Origin of the sequence: Curtobacterium pusillum, assembly GCF_007680845.1 — a bacterium.
Taxonomy (GTDB): domain Bacteria; phylum Actinomycetota; class Actinomycetes; order Actinomycetales; family Microbacteriaceae; genus Curtobacterium; species Curtobacterium pusillum_B.
Genome location: NZ_VEIY01000011.1, coordinates 23,144 through 48,062, shown reverse-complemented (window position 1 = coordinate 48,062; position 24,919 = coordinate 23,144). Strand labels below are relative to the sequence as shown.

21 protein-coding genes are annotated in these 24,919 nt (G+C 71.2%); 2 read left to right on the top strand and 19 right to left on the bottom strand.

Features of this window, described 5'->3' with window-relative positions; translation table 11 throughout:
* Positions 1–107: 107 nt before the first annotated feature.
* The 7 genes from FS825_RS17565 to dusB form a co-directional block, all read right to left on the bottom strand.
* Entirely contained in the window at positions 108–1,826 is a 1,719-nt protein-coding gene (locus tag FS825_RS17565; protein WP_260981301.1) for an ABC transporter ATP-binding protein, read from the bottom strand.
* The gene (locus tag FS825_RS17560; RefSeq protein ID WP_144715573.1) at positions 1,823–2,818 is read right to left on the bottom strand and encodes an ABC transporter permease; all 996 of its coding nucleotides are present in this window, start codon (positions 2,816–2,818) and stop codon (positions 1,823–1,825) included. The genes FS825_RS17565 and FS825_RS17560 overlap by 4 nt, the downstream gene beginning before the upstream one ends.
* Positions 2,819–2,820: 2 nt before the next feature.
* Entirely contained in the window at positions 2,821–3,918 is a 1,098-nt protein-coding gene (locus tag FS825_RS17555) for an ABC transporter permease (protein WP_144715571.1), read from the bottom strand.
* An 81-nt stretch (positions 3,919–3,999) separates the two neighbouring features.
* Complete coding sequence (locus FS825_RS17550) at positions 4,000–5,628, bottom strand: ABC transporter substrate-binding protein (RefSeq protein ID WP_144715569.1); 1,629 nt, start codon at positions 5,626–5,628, stop codon at positions 4,000–4,002.
* A 774-nt stretch (positions 5,629–6,402) separates the two neighbouring features.
* Entirely contained in the window at positions 6,403–8,331 is a 1,929-nt protein-coding gene (gene dnaG / locus FS825_RS17545) for a DNA primase (RefSeq protein ID WP_144715566.1), read from the bottom strand.
* A 71-nt stretch (positions 8,332–8,402) separates the two neighbouring features.
* A complete protein-coding gene (locus FS825_RS17540) occupies positions 8,403–9,689 on the bottom strand; it encodes a deoxyguanosinetriphosphate triphosphohydrolase (protein ID WP_144715564.1) in 1,287 nt (428 codons plus the stop codon).
* A complete protein-coding gene (gene dusB / locus FS825_RS17535) occupies positions 9,686–10,852 on the bottom strand; it encodes a tRNA dihydrouridine synthase DusB (protein ID WP_144715562.1) in 1,167 nt (388 codons plus the stop codon). The genes FS825_RS17540 and dusB overlap by 4 nt, the downstream gene beginning before the upstream one ends.
* A 47-nt stretch (positions 10,853–10,899) precedes the next feature.
* On the opposite strand from dusB, the gene FS825_RS17530 reads away from it, so the two are divergent.
* A complete protein-coding gene (locus tag FS825_RS17530) occupies positions 10,900–11,385 on the top strand; it encodes an aminoacyl-tRNA deacylase (RefSeq protein WP_144715560.1) in 486 nt (161 codons plus the stop codon).
* 5 nt (positions 11,386–11,390) lie between these two features.
* On the opposite strand, the gene FS825_RS17525 is transcribed toward FS825_RS17530, so the two are convergent.
* The 3 genes from FS825_RS17525 to FS825_RS17515 form a co-directional block, all read right to left on the bottom strand.
* A complete protein-coding gene (locus FS825_RS17525; protein WP_144715558.1) occupies positions 11,391–11,639 on the bottom strand; it encodes a hypothetical protein in 249 nt (82 codons plus the stop codon).
* The gene (locus tag FS825_RS17520) at positions 11,636–12,370 is read right to left on the bottom strand and encodes a DsbA family oxidoreductase (protein ID WP_144715556.1); all 735 of its coding nucleotides are present in this window, start codon (positions 12,368–12,370) and stop codon (positions 11,636–11,638) included. The genes FS825_RS17525 and FS825_RS17520 overlap by 4 nt, the downstream gene beginning before the upstream one ends.
* 274 nt (positions 12,371–12,644) lie before the next feature.
* Positions 12,645–14,030 carry a glycine--tRNA ligase gene (locus FS825_RS17515; protein ID WP_144715554.1) on the bottom strand — a complete coding sequence of 462 codons (1,386 nt, stop codon included), beginning with the start codon at positions 14,028–14,030 and terminating at the stop codon, positions 12,645–12,647.
* Between the two features lie 196 nt (positions 14,031–14,226).
* Between FS825_RS17515 and FS825_RS17510 the strand changes: the two genes are divergently transcribed.
* On the top strand, positions 14,227–14,451 hold the full coding sequence (locus FS825_RS17510; RefSeq protein WP_144715552.1) for a hypothetical protein: 225 nt from the start codon (positions 14,227–14,229) through the stop codon (positions 14,449–14,451).
* 16 nt (positions 14,452–14,467) lie between these two features.
* Here FS825_RS17510 and FS825_RS17505 read toward each other — a convergent pair whose 3' ends face one another.
* The 9 genes from FS825_RS17505 to FS825_RS17465 form a co-directional block, all read right to left on the bottom strand.
* Entirely contained in the window at positions 14,468–15,265 is a 798-nt protein-coding gene (locus FS825_RS17505) for an isoprenyl transferase (RefSeq protein WP_144715550.1), read from the bottom strand.
* Entirely contained in the window at positions 15,262–16,104 is an 843-nt protein-coding gene (gene recO, locus FS825_RS17500) for a DNA repair protein RecO (RefSeq protein WP_144715548.1), read from the bottom strand. Before recO ends, FS825_RS17505 begins: the two co-directional genes overlap by 4 nt.
* A 332-nt stretch (positions 16,105–16,436) precedes the next feature.
* Entirely contained in the window at positions 16,437–18,212 is a 1,776-nt protein-coding gene (gene leuA, locus FS825_RS17495) for a 2-isopropylmalate synthase (protein WP_144715546.1), read from the bottom strand.
* Between the two features lie 210 nt (positions 18,213–18,422).
* A complete protein-coding gene (locus FS825_RS17490; RefSeq protein ID WP_144715544.1) occupies positions 18,423–19,823 on the bottom strand; it encodes an ABC transporter permease in 1,401 nt (466 codons plus the stop codon).
* Positions 19,820–20,572, bottom strand: a complete 753-nt coding sequence (locus FS825_RS17485; protein ID WP_144715542.1) for an ABC transporter ATP-binding protein — start codon at positions 20,570–20,572, stop codon at positions 19,820–19,822. Before FS825_RS17485 ends, FS825_RS17490 begins: the two co-directional genes overlap by 4 nt.
* 108 nt (positions 20,573–20,680) lie before the next feature.
* Entirely contained in the window at positions 20,681–21,355 is a 675-nt protein-coding gene (locus FS825_RS17480; RefSeq protein ID WP_144715540.1) for a response regulator, read from the bottom strand.
* Entirely contained in the window at positions 21,352–22,599 is a 1,248-nt protein-coding gene (locus tag FS825_RS17475; protein WP_144715538.1) for a sensor histidine kinase, read from the bottom strand. The genes FS825_RS17480 and FS825_RS17475 overlap by 4 nt, the downstream gene beginning before the upstream one ends.
* Before the next feature lie 68 nt (positions 22,600–22,667).
* Entirely contained in the window at positions 22,668–23,600 is a 933-nt protein-coding gene (era, locus tag FS825_RS17470; RefSeq protein WP_144715536.1) for a GTPase Era, read from the bottom strand.
* Positions 23,597–24,919: a hemolysin family protein gene (locus FS825_RS17465; protein WP_144715534.1), complete on the bottom strand. Its 1,323-nt coding sequence runs from the start codon at positions 24,917–24,919 to the stop codon at positions 23,597–23,599. Before FS825_RS17465 ends, era begins: the two co-directional genes overlap by 4 nt.

Below are 24,919 nucleotides of genomic sequence, written 5' to 3'. Positions count from 1 at the left end.
CGGGCCGGCGCCGGCCGGTCGTCGTGCGTGGTGCCGTGGAGGTGACAGCCAGGAGGCGCGGCGCGCGTGGTCGACGCGGGTCGCGCCTCCTGGCTGGTGACGTCGGGTCAGGACCCGGCGCGCTCCAGTTCCACCAGCGTACGCCGTCGCTCGGCCTGCTCCGCCGGGTCCGGCACCGGCAGCGACGCGAGGAGCCGCTGCGTGTACGGGTGCTGCGGGGCGCCGAGGACCTCGGCGGTGGTGCCGGTCTCCACCAGGTCGCCGCGGTAGAGCACGGCGATCCGGTCGGAGAGGGCGCCGACCACGGCCAGGTCGTGGCTGATGAACAGCGACGCGAACCCGAGGTCCTGCTGGAGCTCGAGGAACAGCTCGAGCACGCGCGCCTGCACCGACACGTCGAGCGCGCTGGTCGGCTCGTCGGCGATGAGCAGCTTCGGCCGGAGCGCGAGCGACCGGGCGAGGGACGCACGCTGCCGCTGGCCGCCGGAGAGCTCGTGCGGGTACCGGTCACCGTAGGAGGCCGGCAGCTGGACCGCCTCGAGCAGCTCGCCGACCCGCTTCCGGGCAGCGCGCGGGCTCGACGCCTCGCCGTGCACGACGAGCGGTTCGGCGACGCACTCCGAGATGGTCAGCAGCGGGTTGAACGAGGTCGCCGGGTCCTGGAAGACGAACCCGATGTCCTTGCGGTGCCGCTTGAAGTCCCGCTCGCGGTACCCGAGCATCTCGGTGCCGAGGACGTTGAGCGAGCCGCCCGTGACCTTCGTCAGCCCGGCGATCGCCCGGCCGATGGTGGTCTTGCCCGAACCGGACTCCCCCACCAGGCCGAGGACCTCACCGGGGCGGATGTCGAGGTCGACGCCCTTGACCGCCTTGAACGCGTGCGCGCCGAGCCGGCCCGGGTACTCGATCTCGAGCCCCTGCGCGGACACCAGGGGCTCGACGTCCGAGGTGATCGCGGCGCGGCGGGCCGTGCCGGTGGACGCCTCGAGCCGGGGCACCGCGGCGAGCAGCCGCTTCGTGTAGTCGGCCTGCGGGGACGCGAACAGCTGCCCGACCGGGGCCTCCTCGACGACCTCGCCCTGGTACATCACGGCGACGCGGTCGGCCAGGTCGGCGACCACGCCCATGTTGTGCGTGATGATCACGATCGCGGTGCCGAACTCGTCGCGGCAGCGGCGGAGCAGGTCGAGGATCTCCGCCTGCACCGTCACGTCGAGGGCGGTCGTCGGCTCGTCAGCGATGATCACGCTCGGTTCGAGGGCGAGCGCCGACGCGATGACGACGCGCTGCTTCTGGCCGCCGGAGAACTGGTGCGGGTAGTGGTCGACACGGGTCTCGGGGTCGGGGATCCCGACGCGGCCGAGGTAGTCGATCGCCTTCGCACGCGCGTCCTTCTTCGACACCCCGCCGTGCGCCCGGAGCCCCTCGGCGATCTGCCACCCGACCGTGAAGACCGGGTTGAGCGCCGTCGAGGGCTCCTGGAACACCATCGCACCGGCGGTCCCGCGGAGGCTCCGCAGCTTCTGCGACCCCACCGTGACGACGTCGGTGCCGTCGAGGAGCACGGCGCCGCCGAGCGTCGCCGTCTCGGGCATGAGGCGGAGGATGCTCCGCGCCGTGACGGACTTGCCGGAACCGGACTCGCCGACGAGCGCGAGGACCTCCCCCGGGCGGACGTCGAGGCTGACGCCGCGCACGGCGTCGACGGCGCCGCCGTCGGTCGCGAACGTGACCGTCAGGTCGTCGACGACGACGACCGGTTCCGTGGTGGTGTCGCCGGCCTGGAGGCGCGTGGTGGCGCCCGGCGTCCCGGTTGCGTCCGTCATGCGGTCGCCCCTTCCGTGCTGGCGGCCTGCTTGCGCGACACCAGCTGCTTCAGCCGCCGGCGCGCACGCAGACGGGGATCGGAGATGTCGTTGAGGCTCTCGCCGATGAACGTCACGCCGAGCACGAGCACGACGATCGCGACACCCGGGAAGACACCGGTCCACCAGACGCCACTCGCGACGTCGGACAGCGCGCGGCTGAGGTCGTAGCCCCACTCGGCGCCGGACGTCGGGCCGATGCCGAAGCCGAGGAACCCGAGGCCGGCGAGCGTGAGGATCGCGTCGCTCGCGTTGAGGGTGAGGATGAGCGGCAGGGAGCGCGTCGAGTTCCGGAGCACGTGCCGCGTCATGATGCGCCACGGGTTCGTGCCCATCACGCGCGCGGACTCGACGAACGCCTCGTTCTTCAGCCGCACGGCCTCGGCGCGGACGACCCGGAAGTACTGCGGGACGTACACGACCGTGATCGAGATCGCCGCCGCGACGATGCCGCCGGCGTAGCTCGAGTTGCCGCCCGAGATGACGATCGAGACGACGATCGCGAGGAGCAGCGACGGGAAGGCGTAGATCGCGTCCGCGACGACGACGAGGATCCGGTCGAGCCAGCCGCCGATGTAGCCGGAGACCATGCCGAGGAGCACGCCGATGATGATCGACACGATGACGGCCACGATGACCACGAGGACCGCGGTCCGGGCGCCGTAGACGACCCGGCTGAACACGTCGAAGCCGCCGACGGTGGTGCCCCAGATGTGCGCGGAGCTCGGTGCGCCGGTGCGCGGGAAGCTCTGGCCGTCCGCGCCCTGCAGCTGGCCGAAGCCGTACGGGGCGATGAGCGGCGCGGCGATCGCGACGACGATGTACAGGGCGCAGATGACCACGCCGGTGACGAGCATGGCGCGCTGCCAGCCGGTGCTCCGGCGGAGCTGGACCACCACGGGCAGCCGCTTCCAGAGCGGCTCGTGGCGGTCGACGAGGGAGGTGTCAGCCATCTCTAGAACCTCACTCTCGGGTCGATGAGCGCCGCGACGACGTCCACGATGAAGTTCGTCACCGCGACGATGACTGCGAGCATCGCGACGATGCCCTGGACCGCGACGAAGTCGCGGGCGGACAGGTACTGGTTGAGCTCGAAGCCGAGCCCGCGCCAGCCGAAGGTGGTCTCGGTCAGGACCGACCCACCCAGCAGCATGGCGATCTGCAGACCCATCACGGTGATGATCGGGACCAGCGCCGGACGGAACGCGTGCGTCCGGACGAGCCGCGCCTCCCGGACACCGCGTGAGCGGGCCGCGTCGACGTACTCGGAACCGAGCGAACCGATCATGTTGGCGCGCACCAGCCGCAGGAAGATGCCGGCGGTCAGCAGGCCGAGCGTCAGGGCGGGCAGCACGGCGTGAGCGAGCACGTCGCCGATGATCTCGGCGTTGCCGGTGCGGAGCGCGTCGATGATGTAGATGCCGGTGGCACCGGGGATCCGGTCGAGGACGAGCTCCACCCTGGTGGACGCGCGGTCGCCGAGCGGGAGCCAGCCGAGCCACACCGAGAACACGAGCTTCAGCAGCAGACCGCCGAAGAACACGGGGGTCGCGTACGTCAGGATCGCGAGCGCACGGAACAGCACGTCGGGCCACTTGTCGCGCATGTACGCGGCGAGCATGCCGAGCGGGATGCCGAGCACGAGCGCGACGATGAGCGCGTAGAACACGAGCTCGGCGGTCGCGCCGCCGTACTGCAGGATGATCTCGGTGATCGGGCGGTTGTCCGTCGACGCGTTGCCGAAGTCGCCGCGGACGATCTTGCCGAGGTACTCCATGTACTGCACGAACACGGGGCGGTCGTACCCGGCGGCGTGCAGACGAGCCGCCAGCTGGTCAGGGGTGAGTCGCCCGCCCACCGACGCGGTGATCGGGTTCCCGATGACGCGCATCAGGAAGAACACGAGCGTCACCAGGATGAAGACGGTCGGGAAGATGAGGAGGAATCTGACGAGGACGTACCGGCCGAGTCCGCCGCCGCTGCTGCCAGCACGTCGTTGTGCCTGCGGCTTGGTGGGTTCGGACTCGATCGCCTCGGGGGTGGTGAGGGTCACGGGGAGGTGTGCCTTTCGAGGACGTGGCCAGGGGGCGTCCTGTTCGGGACGCCCCCTGGCTGTCGTCTGTGGTGCTGGAGGTTACTTGGAGAGGGTCGCGTAGCGGAACTTGAACGACGCGTCGAGCTTCAGGCCCTTGACGTCCTTGTTCGCGACCGCGACGGACTTGCCCTGCAGGAGCGGGAGGGTCGAGATCTGCTCGGCCTCACGCTGCTGCGCCTGCTCGATGAGGTCCGCGCGCTTGTCGGGGTCGGACTCCGCCTGCTCCTTGGCGATGAGGTCCTGGATGACCGCGTCGTCGTAGTGGTTGTTCACGAAGTTGTCCTTCGTGAAGAACGGGGAGAGGTAGTTGTCCGCGTCCGAGAAGTCCGGGAACCAACCGAGCTGGTACTCCGGGTAGGCGTCCTTCGTGCGCTCCTGGGCGTAGGTCGTGTAGACCGTCGACTGGATGTTCACGGTGAACAGGCCCGACTTCTCGAGCTGGGTCTTCAGCAGCGCGTACTCGTCGTCCGATGCCGAACCGTAGTGGTCCGGGGCGTACTGGATGTCGAGCTGGATCTTGCCGCTGACACCGGCGTCGGACAGGGTCTTCTTCGCCTTGTCCACGTCCGGGGCGCCGTTGCCGTCGCCGTACAGCGACTTGAACGGCGTCGCCGCACCGGTCAGGCCGTCCGGGACCATCGAGTACAGCGGCGTGTAGGTGTCGTTGTAGACCTCCTTCGCGAGCGCGTCACGGTCGACGACGTCCGCGACGGCCTGACGGACCGCGAGGGCCTTCTTCTCGTCGGCGCCGGACTGGCCGGTGCCGAACGGCTGCGTCTTGAAGTTGAAGACGACGTAGCGGATCTCGCCGCCGGGGCCGTCGGTGACCGTCAGCTTGTCGTCCTTGCGGAGGTCCGAGATGTCCGTCGGCGTCAGGGAGCGGTACGCCACGTCGACGTCGCCCTTCTGCACGGCGAGCTTGAGGTCGGTCTCCTTGGTGTAGTAGTTCGCCGTCACCTCGGAGGTCTTCGCCTTGCCGAGGAGCCCGTCGTACTTCTTGTTCGTCTTGTACTGGATGAGCTGGTTCTCCTTGTACGAGGTGATCTCGTACTGCCCGGCGAACGCCTTGCCCTTGACGATCGCGTCGGCGCTGGTGAGCTTGTCCGCGCTGAAGACGTCCTCGTCGACGATCGGACCGGCCGGGCTGGAGAGCACCTGCGGCCAGGTCTGGTCGGCGTGGTCGAGGTGGAACACGACCGTCGTGTCGTTCGGGGTGTCGATGCTCTTGAGGTTGGCGAGCAGGGACTGCGGGCCGTTCTCGTTGTTGATCTTGAGCTCGCGGTCGAACGAGAACTTCACGTCGCTCGAGGTGAGCGGGTTCCCGTTGGCGAACTCGAGGTCCTTCTTGAGCGTCACCGTGTACGTGGTGTCGTTCGTGAACTCGCCCTTGGTGGCGATGTCCGGCTTGACGTCCGGGCTGCCCACGGGGGTGTTCATGAGGAACGGGAAGACCTGGTTCTGCACGGCGAACGAGCCGTTGTCGTACGAGCCCGCCGGGTCGAGCGACGTGATCTTGTCGGTCGTCCCGATGCTCAGGCCGTTCAGGTCGGTGTCGCTCACGCTGCCGCTGGCGCAGCCCGTGAGCACCAGCGCCGTCGCTGCTGCCCCGGCGCCGAGCGCGATGCCGCGCCTGCCCCAGCTGGTGTGCTTCTTGAACACGGATGCCATGTTCGATGCCTCTCTTGGTGGTTGATGCAAGGGCCCCGGGCCGGTGGTGGAACGTCTGTGTGCCCGGCCAGGAACGCTCATTGCTATCACCCTGTCACGGAAGTACGCGAACCGGGGGCGAATTGTTTACACCGCTGTAATGCACGAGAGCGTCGCGTGGCGCATCATCCGTGCGGGGTGGGGCGGCGTGCCGCGCAGGATTGTTGCGTGGTGCAACGCGCGGGCCGGGGGCGGGGTGCACGCCCGTCTCGCGCCCCCGTGGCCGGTACCCGCTCGGCCCCGTTCGCCGACCGGGCCCTGACCTGCCCGCTCGGCGTTGCCGGCCGGCAGACTCCGCCCGCTCGGCGGCTGGCGCGCGGCGTGTTGTGCCCGCTCGAGGCCGGCGCCGCCTCACGTTCGGCCGAGTCGGGCGAGGGCGGGCTCGCTGGGACACGCCCGGCCGCGGCCGCCGAGCGGGCCCGATCGTGCCCGCTCGGAGGGGCCGGGCGGCAGGATCTGCCCTCTGGACGTCCGGTGCACGGCGTGTTGTGCCCGCTCGGGGTGGCACGCCGGGTGCACGCCCGGCCGGGTCGGGCGGCCGGCGGCCCGCAGGGACACGCCCGGCTGCGGCTGCCGAGCGGGCCGGATCGTGCCCGCTCGGAGGGGCCGGGCGGCAGGATCTGCCCGCTCGGCGTTCGGGGCGCGGCGTGTTGTGCCCGCTCGGGGTGCCGCGTCGGGGCGTCGGGACGTCGGGGCGCCGAGGCGCCGGGGCGTGGGCCGCGCGGGTGCCCGGCGCTAGGAAGCCTCGGCGTCCGCCCGGAGCCGCATCCGCTGCGCGTCGATGTCGACGAGCTGCCGCTGGATCTCCGCACGCCGGTCGGCCTGCTCGTTCGGGTCGGCCCGCTGCAACTGCCCGAGCAACGACGCCTTGCGCGCGAGCAGGTCCCGCTCCACCAGTGCCACCACGATGCTGCGGGCGTAGATCGCGAGGTCCTCGTCGTTGCGGGCGGGGATCGGCGCGAGCGCGAGCTCCTGCACGAGCCCGCGGAACGGCGCCGGCACGTCCCGCAGCAACCGGTCGAGCCAGTCCCCCGCGCCGACGGCGTCCACGTTCGCGACGACGGCGTCCCGCACGACCGAGAGCATCGGCGCCGAGAAGGTCGCCGACGCTGCCATCCCGAGGAGCTGCGCGCCGACGTGCCCCGGCTGCTGCACCATCGCCATCACGGCGTCCCGTTCCATCCGGGTGATCGGGTCGTTCGGCAGGAGCCGGAGACCAGCGACGGGCTCGTCGGGAGTGGTGACCGTCTCGCCACCGGGGCCGGTCTGGGGGGCGCCAGCCGCGCCTCCTGGACGGTCGTCCTGCCGCCCACCGGAGCCGGACGCGCTGCGCTGCCGGGCGTTCTCGACGGCGCGGCGCACCTCGGGGATGTCCATGCCGAGCCACTTGGCGGTCTCGCGCGTGTACGCCGTGGCGAGGGTGCGGTCGCGGATCCCGGCGACCACCGGTGCGGCGTCCCGGAGGCCGGCGACGCGACCCTCGGCGGTCTCGATGTCGTGCGTGGCGAGCCGGCGCCGGATGATGAACTCGAACATCGGACGCTTGGTCTCGATGAGGCGCGTCACCGCGGAGTCGCCGCGCGCCAGCCGGAGGTCGCACGGGTCGAGCCCGCCCGGCGCGACGGCGACGTAGGTCTGCGAGGCGAACCGGCTCTCCTCCGCGAAGGCGCGGGACGCGGCGCGCTGACCGGCCTCGTCCGGGTCGAACGTGAAGACGATGTTGCCGAGCTGCGACAGGTGCGCGCCCGCGGAGTCGCCGAGCATCGGCCGGAGCACCTTGATGTGGTCGACGCCGAACGAGGTGCCGCACGTGGCGACCGCGGTCGTGATGCCGGCGAGGTGGCAGGCCATGACGTCGGTGTAGCCCTCGACGATGACGACCTGCTTCTGCTTCGAGATGTCCCGGCGGGCGAGGTCGAGCCCGTAGAGCACCTGGCTCTTGTGGTAGATCGGGGTCTCGGGCGTGTTGAGGTACTTCGGGCCCTTGTCGTCCTCGAGCAGCCGCCGCGCACCGAACCCGATCGTCGCCCCGGTCACGTCGCGGATCGGCCACATGAGGCGCCCGCGGAACCGGTCGTACGGCGAGCGGTCGCCCTGCCCGGCGAGTCCAGCGGCGAGGATCTCGTCCATCGAGAACCCGCGGCCCCGGAGGTGCTCACGCGTGGCGTCGTACGACTGCGGTGCGAAACCGACGCCGAAGTGCTGCGCCGCGGCGGGGTCGAACCCACGCTCCCCGAGGAACTGGCGGGCGGGCTCGGCCGCTGCGGTCGTGAGCTGCGACTGGTAGAAGGCCAGCGCCGCCTCGTTCACGGCGATCAACCGCGCACGCTGGTTGTAGTCGGTGCGCGGCCCGTCGCCCTCTTCGTAGTGGAGCGTGAAGCCGATCTTCGCGGCCATCCGCTCGACGGCTTCCTGGAACGTCGTGTGGTCCTGCTTGATGACGAAGTCGAAGACGTCGCCGTCCTCACCGCAGCCGAAGCAGTGGTACCGGCCGACCTGCGGCCGCACGTGGAACGAGGGCGATCGTTCGTCGTGGAAGGGGCAGAGGCCCTTCAGCGAACCGACCCCGGCGGACTTCAGGGTGACGTAGTCGCCCACGATGTCGGCGATGTTCACGCGCGCGCGGACCTCGTCGATGTCGTTCCGCGCGATCCTGCCAGCCACCCCTCGATCCTAGTTCGTGGGAGCGACACCGCCCGACCGACGGGTGCCGCCTGTGGACGGCCCGCGGACTGTCAGACGGGGATGTGCACGCTCTCGTGCTCCCCCACCACGAGCCGCCGGTGCCATGCCAGCGCCCCTTGATCGGTCAGGCTCGCCACCTGGTCGACCACGGCACGCAGCCGCCCGGCATCGTCCGACGCCGCACGCCAGTCGGCCGCGAACCCGGGCTCGAGATCGGCGCTCCCGCTCGCCGCGAGGGCGTCCAACAGCTCCGTGAGGATCCGCCGCTGTTCCTCGTACACCGGCTGCCGGTCGCCGTGCGTCATCACGAAGGCCGCGACGATGCCCTTGAGCACCGCGATCTCGCCGATGATCTCGGGCGGCGTGACCACCGAGGCCGCGAACCGGACGAGCGAGCCCGACGCGTAGGACTCCCGCGTGGCCGACGTCGCCGTCCGCGCGAACCGCCCGATCAGCTGCGAGGTGAGGTTCTTCAGCCGCGCGAGGTCCCGCCGCGAACCGTCGTAGGACGTCATCCACAGCGGCAACGAGCGGAGCCGGTCGAACGCCTCGAGCAGCTCGTCGCGGCTGAGGTCCGAGCCGACCCAGGCGTGCATGGCCGACACGATGTCGTTCTCGCCCACGCGGTCGCCCAGCGCGGCGACGTCGATGAAGCCGGCGACGACCGCGTCCTCGAAGTCGTGGACCGAGTACGCGATGTCGTCGGAGAGGTCCATCACCTGCGCCTCGATGCAGCGCTGACGGCGGGGAGCACCCGCGCGGAGCCACTCGAACGCGTCGTGGTCGTCGTCGTAGAAGCCGAACTTGGTCCGGCCGGACGACGCCTCGGAGACGCCCTGCGCCGCGGGCCAGGGGTACTTGCAGCTGGCGTCCAACGAGGCCCGCGTGAGGTTGAGCCCGTACGGCCGGTCGTCGTTCGGGCCGCCGTACACCTTCGGCTCGAGCCGGGTGAGGAGCCGCAGTGTCTGCGCGTTCCCCTCGAACCCGCCGATGCCCGACGCCCAGGCGTTCACGGCCGTCTCGCCGTTGTGGCCGAACGGCGGGTGACCGATGTCGTGCGCGAGGCACGCGGTGTCCACGACGTCGGGGTCGAGGCCGAGCTGGTCGGCGAGTTCCCGGCCGACCTGCGCGACCTCGAGCGAGTGCGTCAGGCGGTTCCGGGCGAAGTCGAGCCCCGTCGTCGGGCTGAGGACCTGCGTCTTCGCGGCGAGACGCCGGAGCGCGCTCGAGTGCAGGAGCCGGGCGCGGTCACGGGCGAAGTCGGACCGACGGTTGCCGTGCGTCTCGGGCAGCCAGCGTTCGGCGTCGGCCGGGCCGTACGAGCTCGTGGCGCTCATCCGCCGCTGTGGTGCAGCTCGGCGGCGGCGAGGACCTTGCGGAACTCGGCGTCGACGTCACGGGACTCGAGCCAGCGGTCCGGCAGGGCCGTCCGCTTCGGGTGACCGGCACGACCGCGCGGCCCTTCGGCGTCGGCACCCGGGTAGGGAGCGTCGTGGTCGAGCTGGCCGAGCAGGTCGTCGATCTCCTGCAGGCTGGACGCCATCGACAGGCCGGACCGGACGTCGCCGCCGATCGGGTACCCCTTGAAGTACCAGGCGACGTGCTTCCGGATGTCCCGGGTGCCGTGGTCTTCGGACCCGAAGAACTCGACGAGGAGTTCCGCGTGCCGCTTGAACGCGACCGCGACCTCGCCCAGCGTCGGCATGTAGCGCAGGCCCTCGCCGCGGAACGCCGCTGCCAGGTCCCCGAACAGCCACGGCCGACCGAGGCACCCGCGCCCGACGACGACGCCGTCGGCCCCGGTCTCGTCGACCATGCGGAGCGCGTCCGCCGCCGACCAGATGTCCCCGTTGCCGAGGATCGGGACGTCGGTGATGGTCTCCTTCAGCGTGGCGATCGCGGACCAGTCCGCGTGCCCGGAGTAGTGCTCGTTCGCCGTGCGGGCGTGCAGCGAGATCGCCGCGACGCCGGCGTCCCGCGCGATGCGGGCAGCGTCGAGGTACGTCAGGTGGTCCGAGTCGATGCCCTTGCGCATCTTCACCGTCACCGGGACGTCACCGGCGGCCTTGACGGTCTTCGTGACGAGGTCCTGGAACAGGTCGAGCTTCCACGGCAGCGCCGCGCCACCGCCCTTGCGCGTCACCTTCGGCACCGGGCACCCGAAGTTGAGGTCGATGTGGTCCGCGCGGTCTTCGCCCACGAGGATCGTCGCCGCTTCGGCCACGGTGTTCGGTTCGACCCCGTAGAGCTGGATCGATCGCGGCGTCTCGGACTCGTGGTGCTGGATGAGCTGCATCGACACCGGCGTGCGTTCGACCAGCGCGCGGGAGGTGATCATCTCGCACACGTAGAGCCCGGCGCCGTACTCGCGGCAGAGCCGCCGGTAGGCCATGTTCGTGATGCCCGCCATCGGCGCGAGCACGACCGGCACGTCGACCTCGATCGGCCCGATGCGCAGGGGGCCGCCGACTCGCGATGCGGGCGCTTCTGTGATCGTCATACCTGTCCCATCTTCCCACGTCGGTGCGCGCCGGTAGCGTTGTCCACATGACGACCGACGCCACGACCCGATTCGACGCCGATGCCGCTGCCCGTGGGCTCCGGGTCGACGTCGTCGAACGCCCGGCCGCGGACTCCCTGCCCGAAGCGGCGGCGCTCCTCGGCATCGAGCCCGGTGACATCGTGAAGACCCTGGTCGTCAAGCGGCACGACGGCGACTTCCTGCTCGCCCTCGTCCCCGGCGGCCGGAGCGTCGCGTGGAAGAAGCTCCGCACGGTCGTCGGCGTCAACAAGCTGTCGATGCCCGACGCCGCCACCGCGCTGGAGGCCTCGGGCTACGAACGCGGCACCATCACGCCGATCGGCGCGACGGGCGACCTGCCGGTCTACGCCGACGAGCGGATCGTCGGCCGCCGCGTCGCGCTCGGCGCCGGTCGGCACGGCGCGAGCGCCTTCGTCGACGCCGACGCGCTCATCGCCGCGTACGGCGCGACCGTCGCCGACATCACGGACGAGGAACCCGTCCGCGCGTAGACGACTCAGTCGGGCACCTCGGCCCACGCGCCCTCGGCGCCCGGCACGAAGCACGAGTCGCCCTCACAGACCGGCGCACCGCCGGCGGCGACCAGCGTCAGCAGGCCGGGGCGCGCCTCCAGACCGGGTCGCGCTGCCAGGTCGGGGCGAACTGCCGAGCCGGGTCGCGCCTCCAGTCCGCTGAGCGCGTCCGGTACCAGCGGGACGGACTGGAGGCGCGGCTCGCCCCCGCCGTCGATCCGCACGCCCGTCACCGGGTCACCTCGGCGTCCGCTGCCGCGTCCTCGGCGGCGCGCTGCTCGGCCGCCGCGACGTCGGACGGCGTGGTCTCGCGCAGCGCGACGACCTGCGTCAGCACCTGCTCGAAGGCCGCCGGATCCTGCGCGCCGGAGACGCCGTACTTGCCGTCGATGACGAAGAACGGGACGCCGTTGATGCCGTAGGACTGTGCCTGCGCCTGGTCGGCGCGGACGGCTGCGAGCTGCGCGTCGTCGCGGAGGGTGCGGAGGACCTCGTCGCGGTCCAGCCCGACCTCGGCGCCGAGGTCCGCCAGCGTCTCGTCCTGCCCGACGTGCTCGCCGCGCTCGAAGTAGGCCGCGAACAGCCGCTCCACCATCGCGAGCTGCTTGCCCTGCTGCTTCGCGAGGTGAATGACCTGGTGCGCCTTCACCGTGTTGGTGTGGTGCATGGCGTCGAAGTCGTAGTCGAGGCCGACGCTGGCCGCGATGCCGCCCACCTGGTCGAGCATCTGCTGCGCCTGGTCGACGGGCATGCCCTTGTGACGGGAGAGGAACTCGGCCTCGGTGCCCTCGAAGTCGACGGGGGTGTCCGGGCTCAGCTCGAAGGAGTGGTACTCGACCTCGACCGGGCGGGAGGCGTCCGTCGCGGCGAACGCGGCGACGCCGGCCTCGAACTTGCGCTTGCCGATGTAGCACCAGGGGCAGGCGATGTCCGACCAGACATCGACCTTCACGGAGTCGTTCATGCTGGAGGCAACGCGGGCGCTGCGCGCGCATTCCCGCGGGGCGGCGCGCGCTGCGGGGCGGGGCGGGGCGGGGCGGGGCTGGCGGAACCAGGTTCCGGACACAGCACCGCGCGATTCCGCGGTGCTGTGTCCGGAACCTGGTGCGCGCGCGCCGCACCGGAGCGCGCAGCGGCGGCACCCGCGTCGAACCAGCAAAACGACCTCGAACCAGCCCCGGAGGCTGGTTCGACGTCGTTTCCGTGGTTCGATCCGCGGGCGCGCCGCGCGCCGCGCGCTACGCCCCGAGCAACCGCGCCGCGAGGTACCCCTGCAACTGGTCGAGCGCCACGCGCTCCTGCGACATCGTGTCGCGCTCCCGCACGGTGATGGCCTTGTCGTCGAGCGTGTCGAAGTCCACCGTGATGCAGAACGGCGTCCCGATCTCGTCGTGGCGACGGTAGCGACGCCCGATCGCACCTGCGTCGTCGAAGTCCACGTTCCAGTACTTGCGCAAGTCGTCCGCGAGGCCGCGCGCGACCGGCGAGAGCTGCTCGTTCCGGGACAGCGGCAGCACCGCGGCCTTGACCGGAGCAAGGCGCGGGTCGAGCCGCAGGACCGTGCGCTTGTCGACGCCGCCCTTCGCGTTCGGGGCTTCGTCCTCGTGGTAGGCGTCGAGCAGGAACGCCATGAGCGCACGGGTGAGACCGAACGACGGCTCGATGACGTACGGCACGTACTTCTCGTTGGCGGCCTGGTCGAAGAACCGGAGGTCCTTGCCGGACGCCTCGATGTGGTTGGTGAGGTCGAAGTCGGTGCGGTTCGCGACGCCCATGAGCTCGCCCCACTCGGAGCCGGCGAAGCCGAACCGGTACTCGATGTCCGCGGTGGCGTCGGAGTAGTGCGCACGCTCGCCGTCCGGGACGTCGAAGCGGCGGAGGTTCTCCGGGTCGATCCCGAGGTCGGTGTAGAACGCGACCGAGTCGGCGATCCACTGCTCGTAGTGTTCCTGCGCGGTAGCCGGCGGGACGAAGTACTCGATCTCCATCTGCTCGAACTCGCGCGTGCGGAAGATGAAGTTGCCGGGCGTGATCTCGTTGCGGAACGCCTTGCCGACCTGGCCGATGCCGAACGGGGGCTTCATGCGGCTGGTCGTCACGACCTGCGCGAAGTCGACGAAGATGCCCTGCGCGGTCTCGGGACGGAGGAAGTTCAGGCCCTCCTCCGACTCGACCGGGCCGAGGTAGGTCTTGAGCATCCCGGAGAACTCGCGGGGCTCGGTCCACTGGCCGCGGGTGCCGCAGTTCGAGCACGCGATCTCGGCCATGCCGCCCTCGGGCGCCCGGCCCTTCCTCGCTTCGAACGCCTCGATGAGGTGGTCTTCGCGGAAACGGTGGTGGCAGTGCAGGCACTCGACCAGCGGGTCGGTGAACGTCGCGACGTGACCAGAGGCCTCCCATACCTTGCGGGGCAGGATCACGGCGGAGTCGAGGCCGACCATGTCCCCACGACCCCGGACGAACCGCTGCCACCACTGGCGCTTGATGTTCTCCTTGAGCTCGACGCCGAGGGGCCCGTAGTCCCACGCGGAGCGCGATCCACCGTAGATCTCCCCCGACTGGAAGACGAAGCCACGGCCCTTGGCCAGGGCGATGACGCTGTCGAGACGGGAGGACTGTGCCAAGGAATGCTCCAGAGGTCGCCGAGCTGGGTGCTCGGTACGGAAACGTACCGGGCAAGCGTACCGGCGTTCGCGTCGGCCGGGAGGCGCGGCTCGGCCCCGGTGGACAACCACCTCCCTGCAGACCCTTGTGGAGAATCTCGCGTTTGGTATTCTGCGTTCGGCTCGCGCCCGGCGAGCTGTTCGACCCAGGCTGGCGATGGACTCCTCCGACGACGACCGGTGGCGTCGATTCCCGCGGCCGCTGCTCGTGATCGCCGTCCTGGCCGTCGGTCTGACCGCCGTGGTCGCGCTCACGGCTCTCCAGGCGAGCGTCGGACCGGGCTGGATCGCGCTGAGCGCTCGGATCGGCAGCGGCATCGTCGCCGTCGCCACCGGGCTCGTCGTGAACCGCATCACTCGACGACCACGCGGCAGGCCGTGACGCCGGAGTGCGCACCTCAGGCCGTGGGCGCGTCCACCGCCCCGCCGTACCGCCGGTCGCGACGCGCGTACTCCTCGATCGCTCCCCACAGGTCCGTGCGCCGGAAGTCCGGCCAGAGCCGGTCGAGGAACACCATCTCGGCGTACGCCGACTGCCAGAGCATGAAGTTCGACGTGCGCTGCTCCCCCGAGCTGCGGAGGAACAGGTCCACGTCGGGGAGTTCGGGCACGTACAGCCGCTTCGCCAGCGCCTTCTCGGTGACCTGGTTCGGCTTGAGGCGGCCGGCGGCGACGTCCTCGGCCATCCCCCGGACGGCGTCGACGATCTCGTTCCGCCCGCCGTAGTTGACGCACATCGTCAGCGTGCACACGTCGTTGTCCACGGTCATCCGCTCCGCGGTCTGCAGCTCGTCGATGACGCTCCGCCAGAGCTTCGGCCGACGACCCGCCCACCGGATCCGCACGCCCCACGCGTTCAGCTGGTCACGACGCCGGTGCAGGACCTCGCGGTTGAACCCCATGAGGAACCGCACCTCGTCCGGGGAGCGCTTCCAGTTCTCCGTCGAGAACGCGTACGCCGACACGTGCTTGACGCCGATCTGCACGGCGCCGGCGACCACGTCGAGCAGGGATGCCTCTCCCGCTCGGTGCCCTTCGACTCGGGTGAGGCCACGCTGGTTCGCCCACCGGCCGTTGCCGTCCATGACGATCGCGACGTGGTCGGGCACGAACTGCTTCGGGATCGCCGGGGGCTGCTCGCCCGTCCAGTCGACGGGCTTCAGCGGCTCGGACTCGGCGTACCGGCGAGGGCTCATGCAGGGCTTCCTTCGAGGTCGGACGGATCGGGCACCGCGGGCAGGGGCGGGGCCGGGGAGGCCGCGACCGCCGCCGGCACACCACCGGGGGTCGGCCGGACCGGAGCCGGGTGCTCGCTGCGGTCGACGTGCGGCAACGACCGGAGCGATCGTTCCAGGTGCCACTGGGCGTAGGCCGCGACCACGCCGGACGCCCGGGAACGCGTCCGTTCGTCCGCGGCGTCCACGACCTGCCAGTCCCCGGCGAGGAGCGACCCGAGCAGCCCCAGCGTCTCGGCGTCGAGCCGCGGCGTCCCGGGAGGAGCGGCGCGGTCCGCCACCACCCCGCCGAGCTGCACGACGAAGGCCGAGTGCGGTCCAGGCTCGCCGGTCACCGCGCAGTCGCTGAACGACGGCGCCCACCCGGCGATGCTCATGGCACGGAGCAGGTAGGAGTCGAGGGTCGCACTCGACACGTGCTCGCCACGGGCCAGCGACCGCAGCGCACCGACGAGCAGCAGGTACTGCTGGAGTCCGGCGTCCGCCTCGCTCAGCCGGTCGGCGGTCTCGACCATGGCGCTGGCGGCGGTGTACGCCCCGTAGTCGGCGACGATCTGGGCGCCGTACGAGCCGAGGGACTCCGCCTGCGTGACGATGTCGAGCGAGCGCCCTTCGTAGAACTGGGCGTCGACGACCATGAACGGCTCGAGCCGGGAGCCGAACTTCGACGCGGTCCGCCGGACGCCCTTCGCGACCGCCCGGATCTTGCCGTGCTGCCGGCTCAGCATCGTGACGATGCGGTCGGCTTCCCCGAGCTTGTGGGTGCGCAACACGACGCACTCGTCCCGGTACAGCGGCATTCGTCCAGTATCCCCCTCCCCACCGACACCTCGCGCCCGGCCCGCCCCGCCCGGCCCGCCCGTCCCGCCGAGCGCGCACAACACGCCGCTCACGTCTGCCGAGCGGGCAGGACCGGCCGCCCGGCCCCGTTCGCCCGTCCCGCCGAGCGCGCCCAACACGCCGCTCACGTCTGCCGAGCGGGCAGAACCGGCCGCTCGGCCCCGCCGAGCGGGACGTATATTGCCCGCTCGGCGGGCGGGCGGCCCGGCCGGCCGGCGGGCGCGTGGGACGCGGCACGCACGGGAGGCGCGGTGCGGGTCGGACCCGCACCGCGCCTCCTGGACGTGGCCCGTTACGCCGAGACGAGTTCCGGCGCCGCCGAACCGGACGCGGCACCCGCGCGCACCGCGCGGTTCACCGCCGAGACGATGGCCTTGAGCGACGCCGTCGAGATGTCCGCGTCGATCCCGACGCCCCACAGCCGGACGCCGTCCACGTCGAGCTCGACGTACGACGCGGCCTTGGCGTCACCGGAGGCGCTCATCGTGTGCTCCGAGTAGTCGTACAGCGTGACGTCGACGCCCTGCTCCCGCATCACCGACAGGAAAGCGTCGATCGGGCCGGTGCCCACGGCGTCCGCGGCGACCGAGCCCTCGTCGACGCGCATCGCGACCGAGAGGTTCGTCGTGCCGTCGAAGTCGCTCGACGTCGCGGTCTTCGTGATCTCGTACCGGCCCCACTTGTCGGACTCGTCGTCGGCGGGCAGGTACTCGTCGCGGAAGAGGTCCCAGATGCGCTCGGACGAGAACTCGCCGCCCTCGGCATCGGTGCGCTGCTGCACGACCCCGGAGAACTCGATCTGCAGCTTGCGGGGCAGGTCGATCGCGTGGTCGGTCTTGAGCAGGTAGGCGACGCCGCCCTTGCCGGACTGCGAGTTGACGCGGATCACGGCCTCGTACGAGCGGCCGATGTCCTTCGGGTCGACGGGTAGGTACGGCACCGCCCACTCGATCTCGTCGACGGACTTCCCCGCGGCGTCGGCCTTGGCCTGCATCGCGTCGAAGCCCTTCTTGATGGCGTCCTGGTGCGAACCGCTGAAGGCCGTGTAGACGAGGTCGCCCGCCCACGGCTGCCGCTCCGGCACGGGCAGCTGGTTGCAGTACTCGACGGTGCGCTTGACCTGGTCGATGTCCGAGAAGTCGATCTCGGGGTCGATCCCCTGCGTGAACAGGTTCATGCCGAGGGCGACGAGGTCGACGTTGCCGGTGCGCTCACCGTTGCCGAACAGGCACCCTTCGATGCGGTCGGCGCCGGCCATGTACCCGAGCTCCGCCGCGGCGACGGCGGTCCCGCGGTCGTTGTGCGGGTGCAGCGAGAGGATGACGTCCTCGCGGTGGGCGAGGTGGCGTGACATCCACTCGATCGAGTCGGCGTAGACGTTCGGCGTGGCCATCTCGACCGTCGCCGGCAGGTTGATGATCACCTTGCGGTCGGGGGTGGGCTCGAAGACCTCGAGCACGGCGTTGCAGATCTCCACCGCGACCTCGAGCTCGGTGCCCGTGTAGGACTCCGGCGAGTACTCGTAGTACACCGTGGTGTCGTGCTGCAGGTTCGCCTCGGCTGCGCGGCACAGCTTCGCGCCGTTCACCGCGATGTCGACGACGCCCTGCACGTCGGTGCGGAAGACGACCTCGCGCTGGACGATCGAGGTGGAGTTGTACAGGTGGACGATGGCCTGCTTCGCACCGTCGATCGCCTCGTACGTGCGGTTGATGAGGTGCTCGCGCGCCTGGGTCAGGACCTGGATCGTGACGTCCTCGGGGATCGCGCCGTCGTCGATGAGGGACCGGACGAAGTCGAAGTCCGTCTGCGAGGCGCTCGGGAACCCGACCTCGATCTCCTTGTAGCCCATGCGGACCAGCAGGTCGAACATGGCCCGCTTGCGGTCGGAGTCCATCGGGTCGATCAGGGCCTGGTTGCCGTCGCGGAGGTCGACGGCACACCAGCGGGGCGCCCGGTCGATGCGCTTCGTCGGCCAGGTGCGATCCGGCAGGTCGACACGGATCTGGTCGTGGAAGGGGACGTACTTGTGGATCGGCATCCCGGAGGGGCGCTGCGTGTTCTGCATCGTTTCGTCGCTTTCGTCGTCGTGCTGGTCAGCACTGCCTGTGAGCGGCCACGACGGACTCCGCGACGAGGTGGGCCGTTGTGTCAGGCCTCGTCGCGGCAGCGAAGGAGGAGGAGCGCCGAGTACATCCCGTCAACCGTAGCACCGGGGGCGTGCCGTGTGACAGCACCGACCGGACGGGAGGCCCGCGGAGTGCGCCGCACGCCCGCCTCAGTCGACCGCGAGCGCCTCGGTCGGCGGCACCCGCATCGCGCGGCGCACCGGAGCGATCGTCGCCACCACCGCGAGCACGAGCGCTCCGACCACCACGATGCCCACCGTCAGCGGCGGCAGCACCGGCGTCGTCGCGAAGCCGAGCGACCCGAGCAGCGTCTGTCCACCGACCCACCCGTAGAACGTGCCGAGCACGAGCCCGGTGACCACGGCCGCGACGACCATCTGGACGGCCTCGGTCACGATCATCCGCCGGACCTGCGCACCGGTCAGTCCGAGCACCCGCAGCAGCCCGAGTTCACGGCGGCGCTGCAGCACCCCGAGGGCGAGGGCGTTGACGACCCCCACGGCGGCGATGACGGCGGAGAACCCGACGATGACGCTGACGACGGCGCCCAGTTGCGCGAAGAAGTCCCGCTGCCCCTGCAGCGCCTCGGCGGTCATCCGGCTCTGGTCCATCGACCGCAGCTGTGCCTCGAGCACGTGCTGCATGATCCCGAGCGCGACCGCGAAGGTCACGAGCAGGGTCACCCCGATCACGAGCCCGATGGTCGCCCGGGACGAGCGCCCCGGCGCACGCATCGCGTTCCGGCCGGCGAGCAGGACCACGGGGTCGCGGTCCCCGATCCGGCCGATGGTCAGCAGCACCGGTGGCATCACGATCGTCGCCCCGACCGCGACGCCGGCGAAGGACACGAAGCCGCCGAGCGCTGCCGGCAGCACTGCCATCGGCGACGCCGTGCTGGCCAGCAGCCCGACGGCGATCAACAGCCCGCCGCCCGCCATGAGCACGATCGCCCAGACCGTGCGTGCCCGTCCGGACCGGAGGTCGTCGTGGCTCGGCTCGACGCTCGACGACAGCGCTTCGAGCGGCGTGACGGTGAGGACCCGACGCGACCCGACGGCGAACGCGCCCCACGTCGCCAGGACCACCGCGACGACGGGCAGCACGAGCTCCCACGGCACGAGCGTGTACGCGGTGTCGGGCAGGAACCCGTCGCCACGGAGGACGACCACGAACAGCGCGGACAGCACCGTCCCGACGACCGCCCCGATGACACCGCCGAGCACCCCGACGGCTAGGCCGGTGCGCGTGATCCGCGCACGCAGCGTGGCTCCGGTCGCCCCGACGAGCCGCTGCAGCGCGATGATGCGCGTCTGCCCGGCGATGAGGGTCGAGCAGGTGTTCGCGGTGACGATCGCCCCGACGTAGAGCGCGATGCCGAGGAAGAGCCACCCGACGACCGACAGGATCGCCTTGACCGGGCCGAGGTCGGCGTACCCGGTCGCGGCCAAGGCTTCGGTGACGATGCCGGGCGCGATGACGAGCGCCGAGCCGAACGTGGTGCCGAGCGCGGCGACGAGGAGGGTGGGCGCGAAGGCGCGGATGCCGTTCACGCGGCGGCCTCCATCCCGAGCATCGTCGTCGAGATCGCGGCGGCGTCCATCGCCGGGCGGTCCCCCACCACGCGGCCGTCGGCGAGGAACAGGATGCGGTCGGCGTTCGCCGCGGCGACCGGGTCGTGCGTGACCATCACCACGCTCTGGCCCCACTCGGAGACCGCGCCGCGCAGGATCTGCAGCACGTCCCGCCCGGTCCGGGAGTCGAGCGCGCCGGTCGGTTCGTCGGCGACGACGACCGCGGGCCGGGACGCCAGCGCCCGCGCGATCGCCACGCGCTGCTGCTGCCCGCCGGAGAGCTGGTGGGGCCGGTGGGTGAGGCGGTTCCCCAGCCCGAGCATCTCGACGAGCCGGTCGATCCACGCCGATTCCTCGCGCGACGGCTTGTGCCCACCGAGCAGGAACGGCAGCCGGACGTTCTCGCTGACGTCCAGCGTCGGCACCAGGTTGAACGACTGGAACACGAACCCGAGCCGGCGACGCCGCAGCTCGGTGAGGTCCTTGTCCCCGAGCCCGGTGATGTCGACCCCGTCGATCCGGATCCGCCCGGAGGACACCCCGTCGAGCCCGGCGGCGACGTGCATGAGCGTCGACTTGCCCGACCCGGACGGACCCATCACGGCGGTGAACTCCCCCGCACCGATGTCCACGCTCACGTCGTCGAGGGCGACCACTCGCCTGGTGGCGTCGCCGTAGTGTTTCGAGACGTGGTCGAGTCGGATGATCGGTTCGTGGCTGCTGGTCATGACCCCACGATGACTCCCGGAGGGCCCTCACCGCGTCCGTCCAGGGGCTCCTGTGGATGGTCCGCTCGGCTCGACCGCCTGTGCGGGGATCATCCGAGCGGATGACGCTCAGTCCGCCTTGACCACGAGCCCGTGCTCGTGCGCGAACACGACGAGCCGGACCCGGTCCCGCAGCTCGAGCTTCGTGAGGACCCGCGAGATGTGGGTCTTCACGGTCGCCTCGCTGACGTACTCGTGCTGGGCGATCTCGCTGTTGCTGAACCCCCGTGCCGCCAGGTCGAAGATCTCCCGCTCGCGGGGCGTCAGGTCGGCGAACGCCGACGGGACGTTCGCGGCCTGCACGGCGGGGTCCTCGTAGCGGCGGAGGAGTTCGCGGGTCGCCGAAGCCGCGAACACCGCCGTGCCCGCGTGCACCGTGCGGATCGCGGCGAGCAAGAACTCCGGGTCGGCGTCCTTGAGCACGAAGCCGCTGGCCCCGGCTCGGATGGCCTTCGCCGCCGCCTCGTCGAAGTCGAACGTGGTGAGCACGAGCACCTTCGCGCCGTCGGTCCCGCTGCCCTCGACGATGCGCGCGGTCGCCGTGATGCCGTCCATGACGGGCATCCGGACGTCCATCAGCACGACGTCCGGACGACCTCGCCGGACGAGCTCGACGCCCTCGGCGCCGTCGCCGGCCTCACCGACGAACTGCAGGTCGGCCTGCGAGTCGATGAGCATGCGGATGCCGGTGCGGAAGAGCGCCTGGTCGTCGACGAGGGCGACGCGGATCGGGGTGTCGTTCATCGGCCGGTGCGCTCCTGGGGGGTCGTGGTGGTCGTCGGGACGAGGCCGCGCGGCAGCTGCCCGCTGGCGGGGACGGAAGGCATGCGGACGGCGACCGTGAAGTCGTCCCCGCGCGGACCGGCGGTCAGCGTCCCCCCGGTCATCGCCGCACGCTCCCGCATGCCGACCAGTCCGTGGCCGGTCCCGGGACCGCGCGTGCCGTCGTCGGCCCGCCGGTTCACGACGGTGATCTCGACGGTGTCCGGGCGGTAGCTGAGGGCGGCGTGCACGGGCGTCCCCGGTTCACCGTGCTTCCACGCGTTCGTCAGGCTCTCCTGGACGATCCGGTAGACCGCGAGCTGCGTCGTCGTCGGCAGCCCGAGGGGGTCGCCCTCGCGCTCGATCCGGACGTCGAGCCCGACCTCCCGCATCTCGCGGACGAGCCGGTCGATGTCGTCGACCTCCGGCGTGGGCGCCAGCCCCTGCTCGTGCCGGAGCGCTCCGAGGAGCTCGCGGACGTCGCCGAGGGCCCGACGGGCGGTGGTCGAGATGGTCCCGAGTGCCTCGTCGGCGATCGCGGGGTCCGCCCGGAGCGCGTACCGGGCACCGTCCGCCTGGGCGATGACGACGGCCAGGGAGTGGGCCACGATGTCGTGCATGTCCCGGGCGATCCGGACGCGTTCCTGCTCGACGGCGACGGCACGGTCGGCGCGTGCCGCGTCGCGTTCGGCGAGCAGCTGGGCCTCCCGGCTCATGCTCGCCGAGCGTCGGGTGCGTCCGATGATCCCGGCGAGCCAGGGCAGCAGGAGGAGCAGGAGCACCACCGCGAAGTACGCGATCGCGACCTTGAGCGACTCCTGCTCGGGCGTGGACGCGGTGGCGATCCCCTGGCGCTGCCGGTAGTCGTCGAGCCCGAGGTAGAGCGCCGCCGTGATCGGCCCGGCGATGGCGGAGAGGAGCCCGGCCAACCGCACCCGACGGCTGCCGTACCGGCTCGAGGTGTACACGACCCCCGCGATGAACAGGTTCGACAGGTCCGGTTGCTGGCCCGTCACCATCTGGAAGACGGCGAACACCCACGCGGTCGCGAGCGCGAGCCCCGGCGCGACGCGCCGCAGCGCCAGCGCCGCGGTCATCCCGACGACGGTCAGGTACGCGAGCGGTGTGTCGATGCCGCGAGCCGTCGCGACGAGCACGAGCGCGCCGAGCACGACGGCGATCACGACGTCGGTGATCACCTGCGCGCGCAGCATGGGTCGGAACACCACACCACGGTACGGCCTGGAGGCGCGGCGCGCGTCCGCCTCGCGATTGACGTCCGGCGGTGGTCCGGTCAGAAGCCGAGTCGCCCCAGCTGCTTCGGGTCGCGCTGCCACTCCTTGGCGACCTTCACCCGGATGTTGAGGAACACGTGGCGTCCGCCGAGCAGCGATTCGATCTCGGCACGGGACCGCGATCCGACGTCCTTGAGCCGTTCCCCCTTGTGGCCGATCACGATCGCCTTCTGGCTGTCCCGCTCGACGAACAGGTTGGCGAAGATCCGCAGGGGGCCGTCGGGGTCGTCGTCCTCGTCGGGTTCGACGACGTCCTCGATCACGACGGCCAGCGAGTGCGGGAGCTCGTCGCGCACGCCCTCGAGCGCGGCTTCGCGGATGAGCTCCGCGATGCGCTCCTCGTCGGTCTCCTCGGTGACGGTCGCGTCGTCGTACAGCTGCGGCGACTCGGGGAGCAGCTTCGTGATCTCGTCGAGCAGGACCTCGAGCTGCAGCCCCTTGGTGCCCGAGGTCGGGATGATGCTGTCCCACTCGCGGAGCTTCGACACCGCGAGGAGCTGCTCGCCGACCCGGTCCTTCGCGGTGCGGTCGATCTTCGTCACGATCGCGATCTTCTTCGCGCGCGGGTACTGGTCGAGGGTGTCGTTGATGAACCGGTCGCCGGGGCCGATCGGCTCGTTCGCCGGGATGCAGAGCCCGATGACGTCGACGTCGCCGAGCGTCGACTGCACGAGGTCGTTGAGCCGCTCGCCGAGCAGGGTCCGGGGGCGGTGCACACCGGGGGTGTCGACGATGATGACCTGGCCGTTCGGCCGGTGCACGATCCCGCGGATCGCCCGACGCGTCGTCTGCGGCTTCGACGAGGTGATCGCGACCTTCTCGCCGACGAGCGCGTTCGTCAGGGTCGACTTGCCGACGTTCGGTCGACCGACGAACGAGACGAACCCGGCGCGGTACGGCGCTCCGCCGGCGGGAGGGGTGGTGTCGGTCATGCGTTCGGGGTTCCTGTCGTGGTGGGTTCGGCGTCCGCGAAGGCGTCCTCGACGCCGGCGAGTTCCGGTGTGCGTTCGGCGAGCACGGTGATGAGGTGTCGGCGCTTGCCCTCGACGCGGTCGGCGCGGAGGACCACGCCCGAGACGGTCACGGTGTCGCCGCGGACGGCCAGGTGGCCGAGCTCCTTGGTGAGCAGACCGCCGGCGGTGTCGACGTCGTCGTCCTCGAGCTCGATGCCGAACAGGTCGCCGAGCTCGTCGACGGGCAGGCGCGCGGAGATGCGCCACACGCCCGGTTCGACCTCGACCCGGTCGACCACGGCGCGGTCGTACTCGTCGGAGATGTCCCCGACGAGCTCCTCGATGAGGTCTTCCATCGTCACGAGACCGGCGACCCCGCCGTACTCGTCGACCACGAGCACGAGGTGGTTCTTCGCCACCTGCATGTGCCGGAGCGTGTCGTCGGCGTGCTTCGACTCGGGGACGAACTCGGCCGGACGGAGCAGGGTCGTGACGAGCTGCGCGCCGGACCCCGGGCGCTCGTAGAGCGCCCGGGAGACGTCGCGGAGGTACAGGACGCCGAGCACGTCGTCGCTGTCCTTGCCGGTGACGGGCATCCGGGAGACACCAGCGGCGAGGAACTGCTCCATGGCGGCGGCCAGCGTGTCCGAGCCGTCGACCGTGAGCATGTCGGTCCGGGGGACCATGACCTCGCGCACGAGGGTGTCGCTGAACTCGAACACGGAGTGGATGAGTTCCCGGTCGTCCTGCTCGAGGACGTTGCTCTCGGTGGCTTCGTCGACGAGGGACAGCAGCTGCTCCTCGCTCGAGACCGTCGACGCGCTCCCGCCGCGGCCGGGCGTGACCCGGTCGCCGATCGCGACGAGCAGCCCCGCGAGCGGCCCCAGCACGATCCGGACGCCGCGGACGAGGCCACCGGTCGACCCGATGAGCCGCTCGGCGTGTGCCCGTCCGACGCTCCGCGGGCTCGATCCGACGAGCACGAACGACACCGCCGTCATGATCGCCGCCGCCACGATGAGGGCGACCCACCAGGTGTCGAACACCATCACGAGGGCGATGGTCACGAGCACCGCCGCGGCGGTCTCGGCGAGCACGCGGAAGAAGTTCAGCGCGTTGACGTGGGCGCCGACGTCGTCGCCGATCGCCTCGATGGCACGGCGGTGCGCACTCCCCCGCGCGATCTCGTCGAGGTCGGCCCGGGACAGCACGGACAGTGCGGCGTCGGAGGCGGCGAGCAGACCGCCGATGACGACCAGCACGAACGCCACCGCCAGCAGGCCGACGACGAGCAGCAT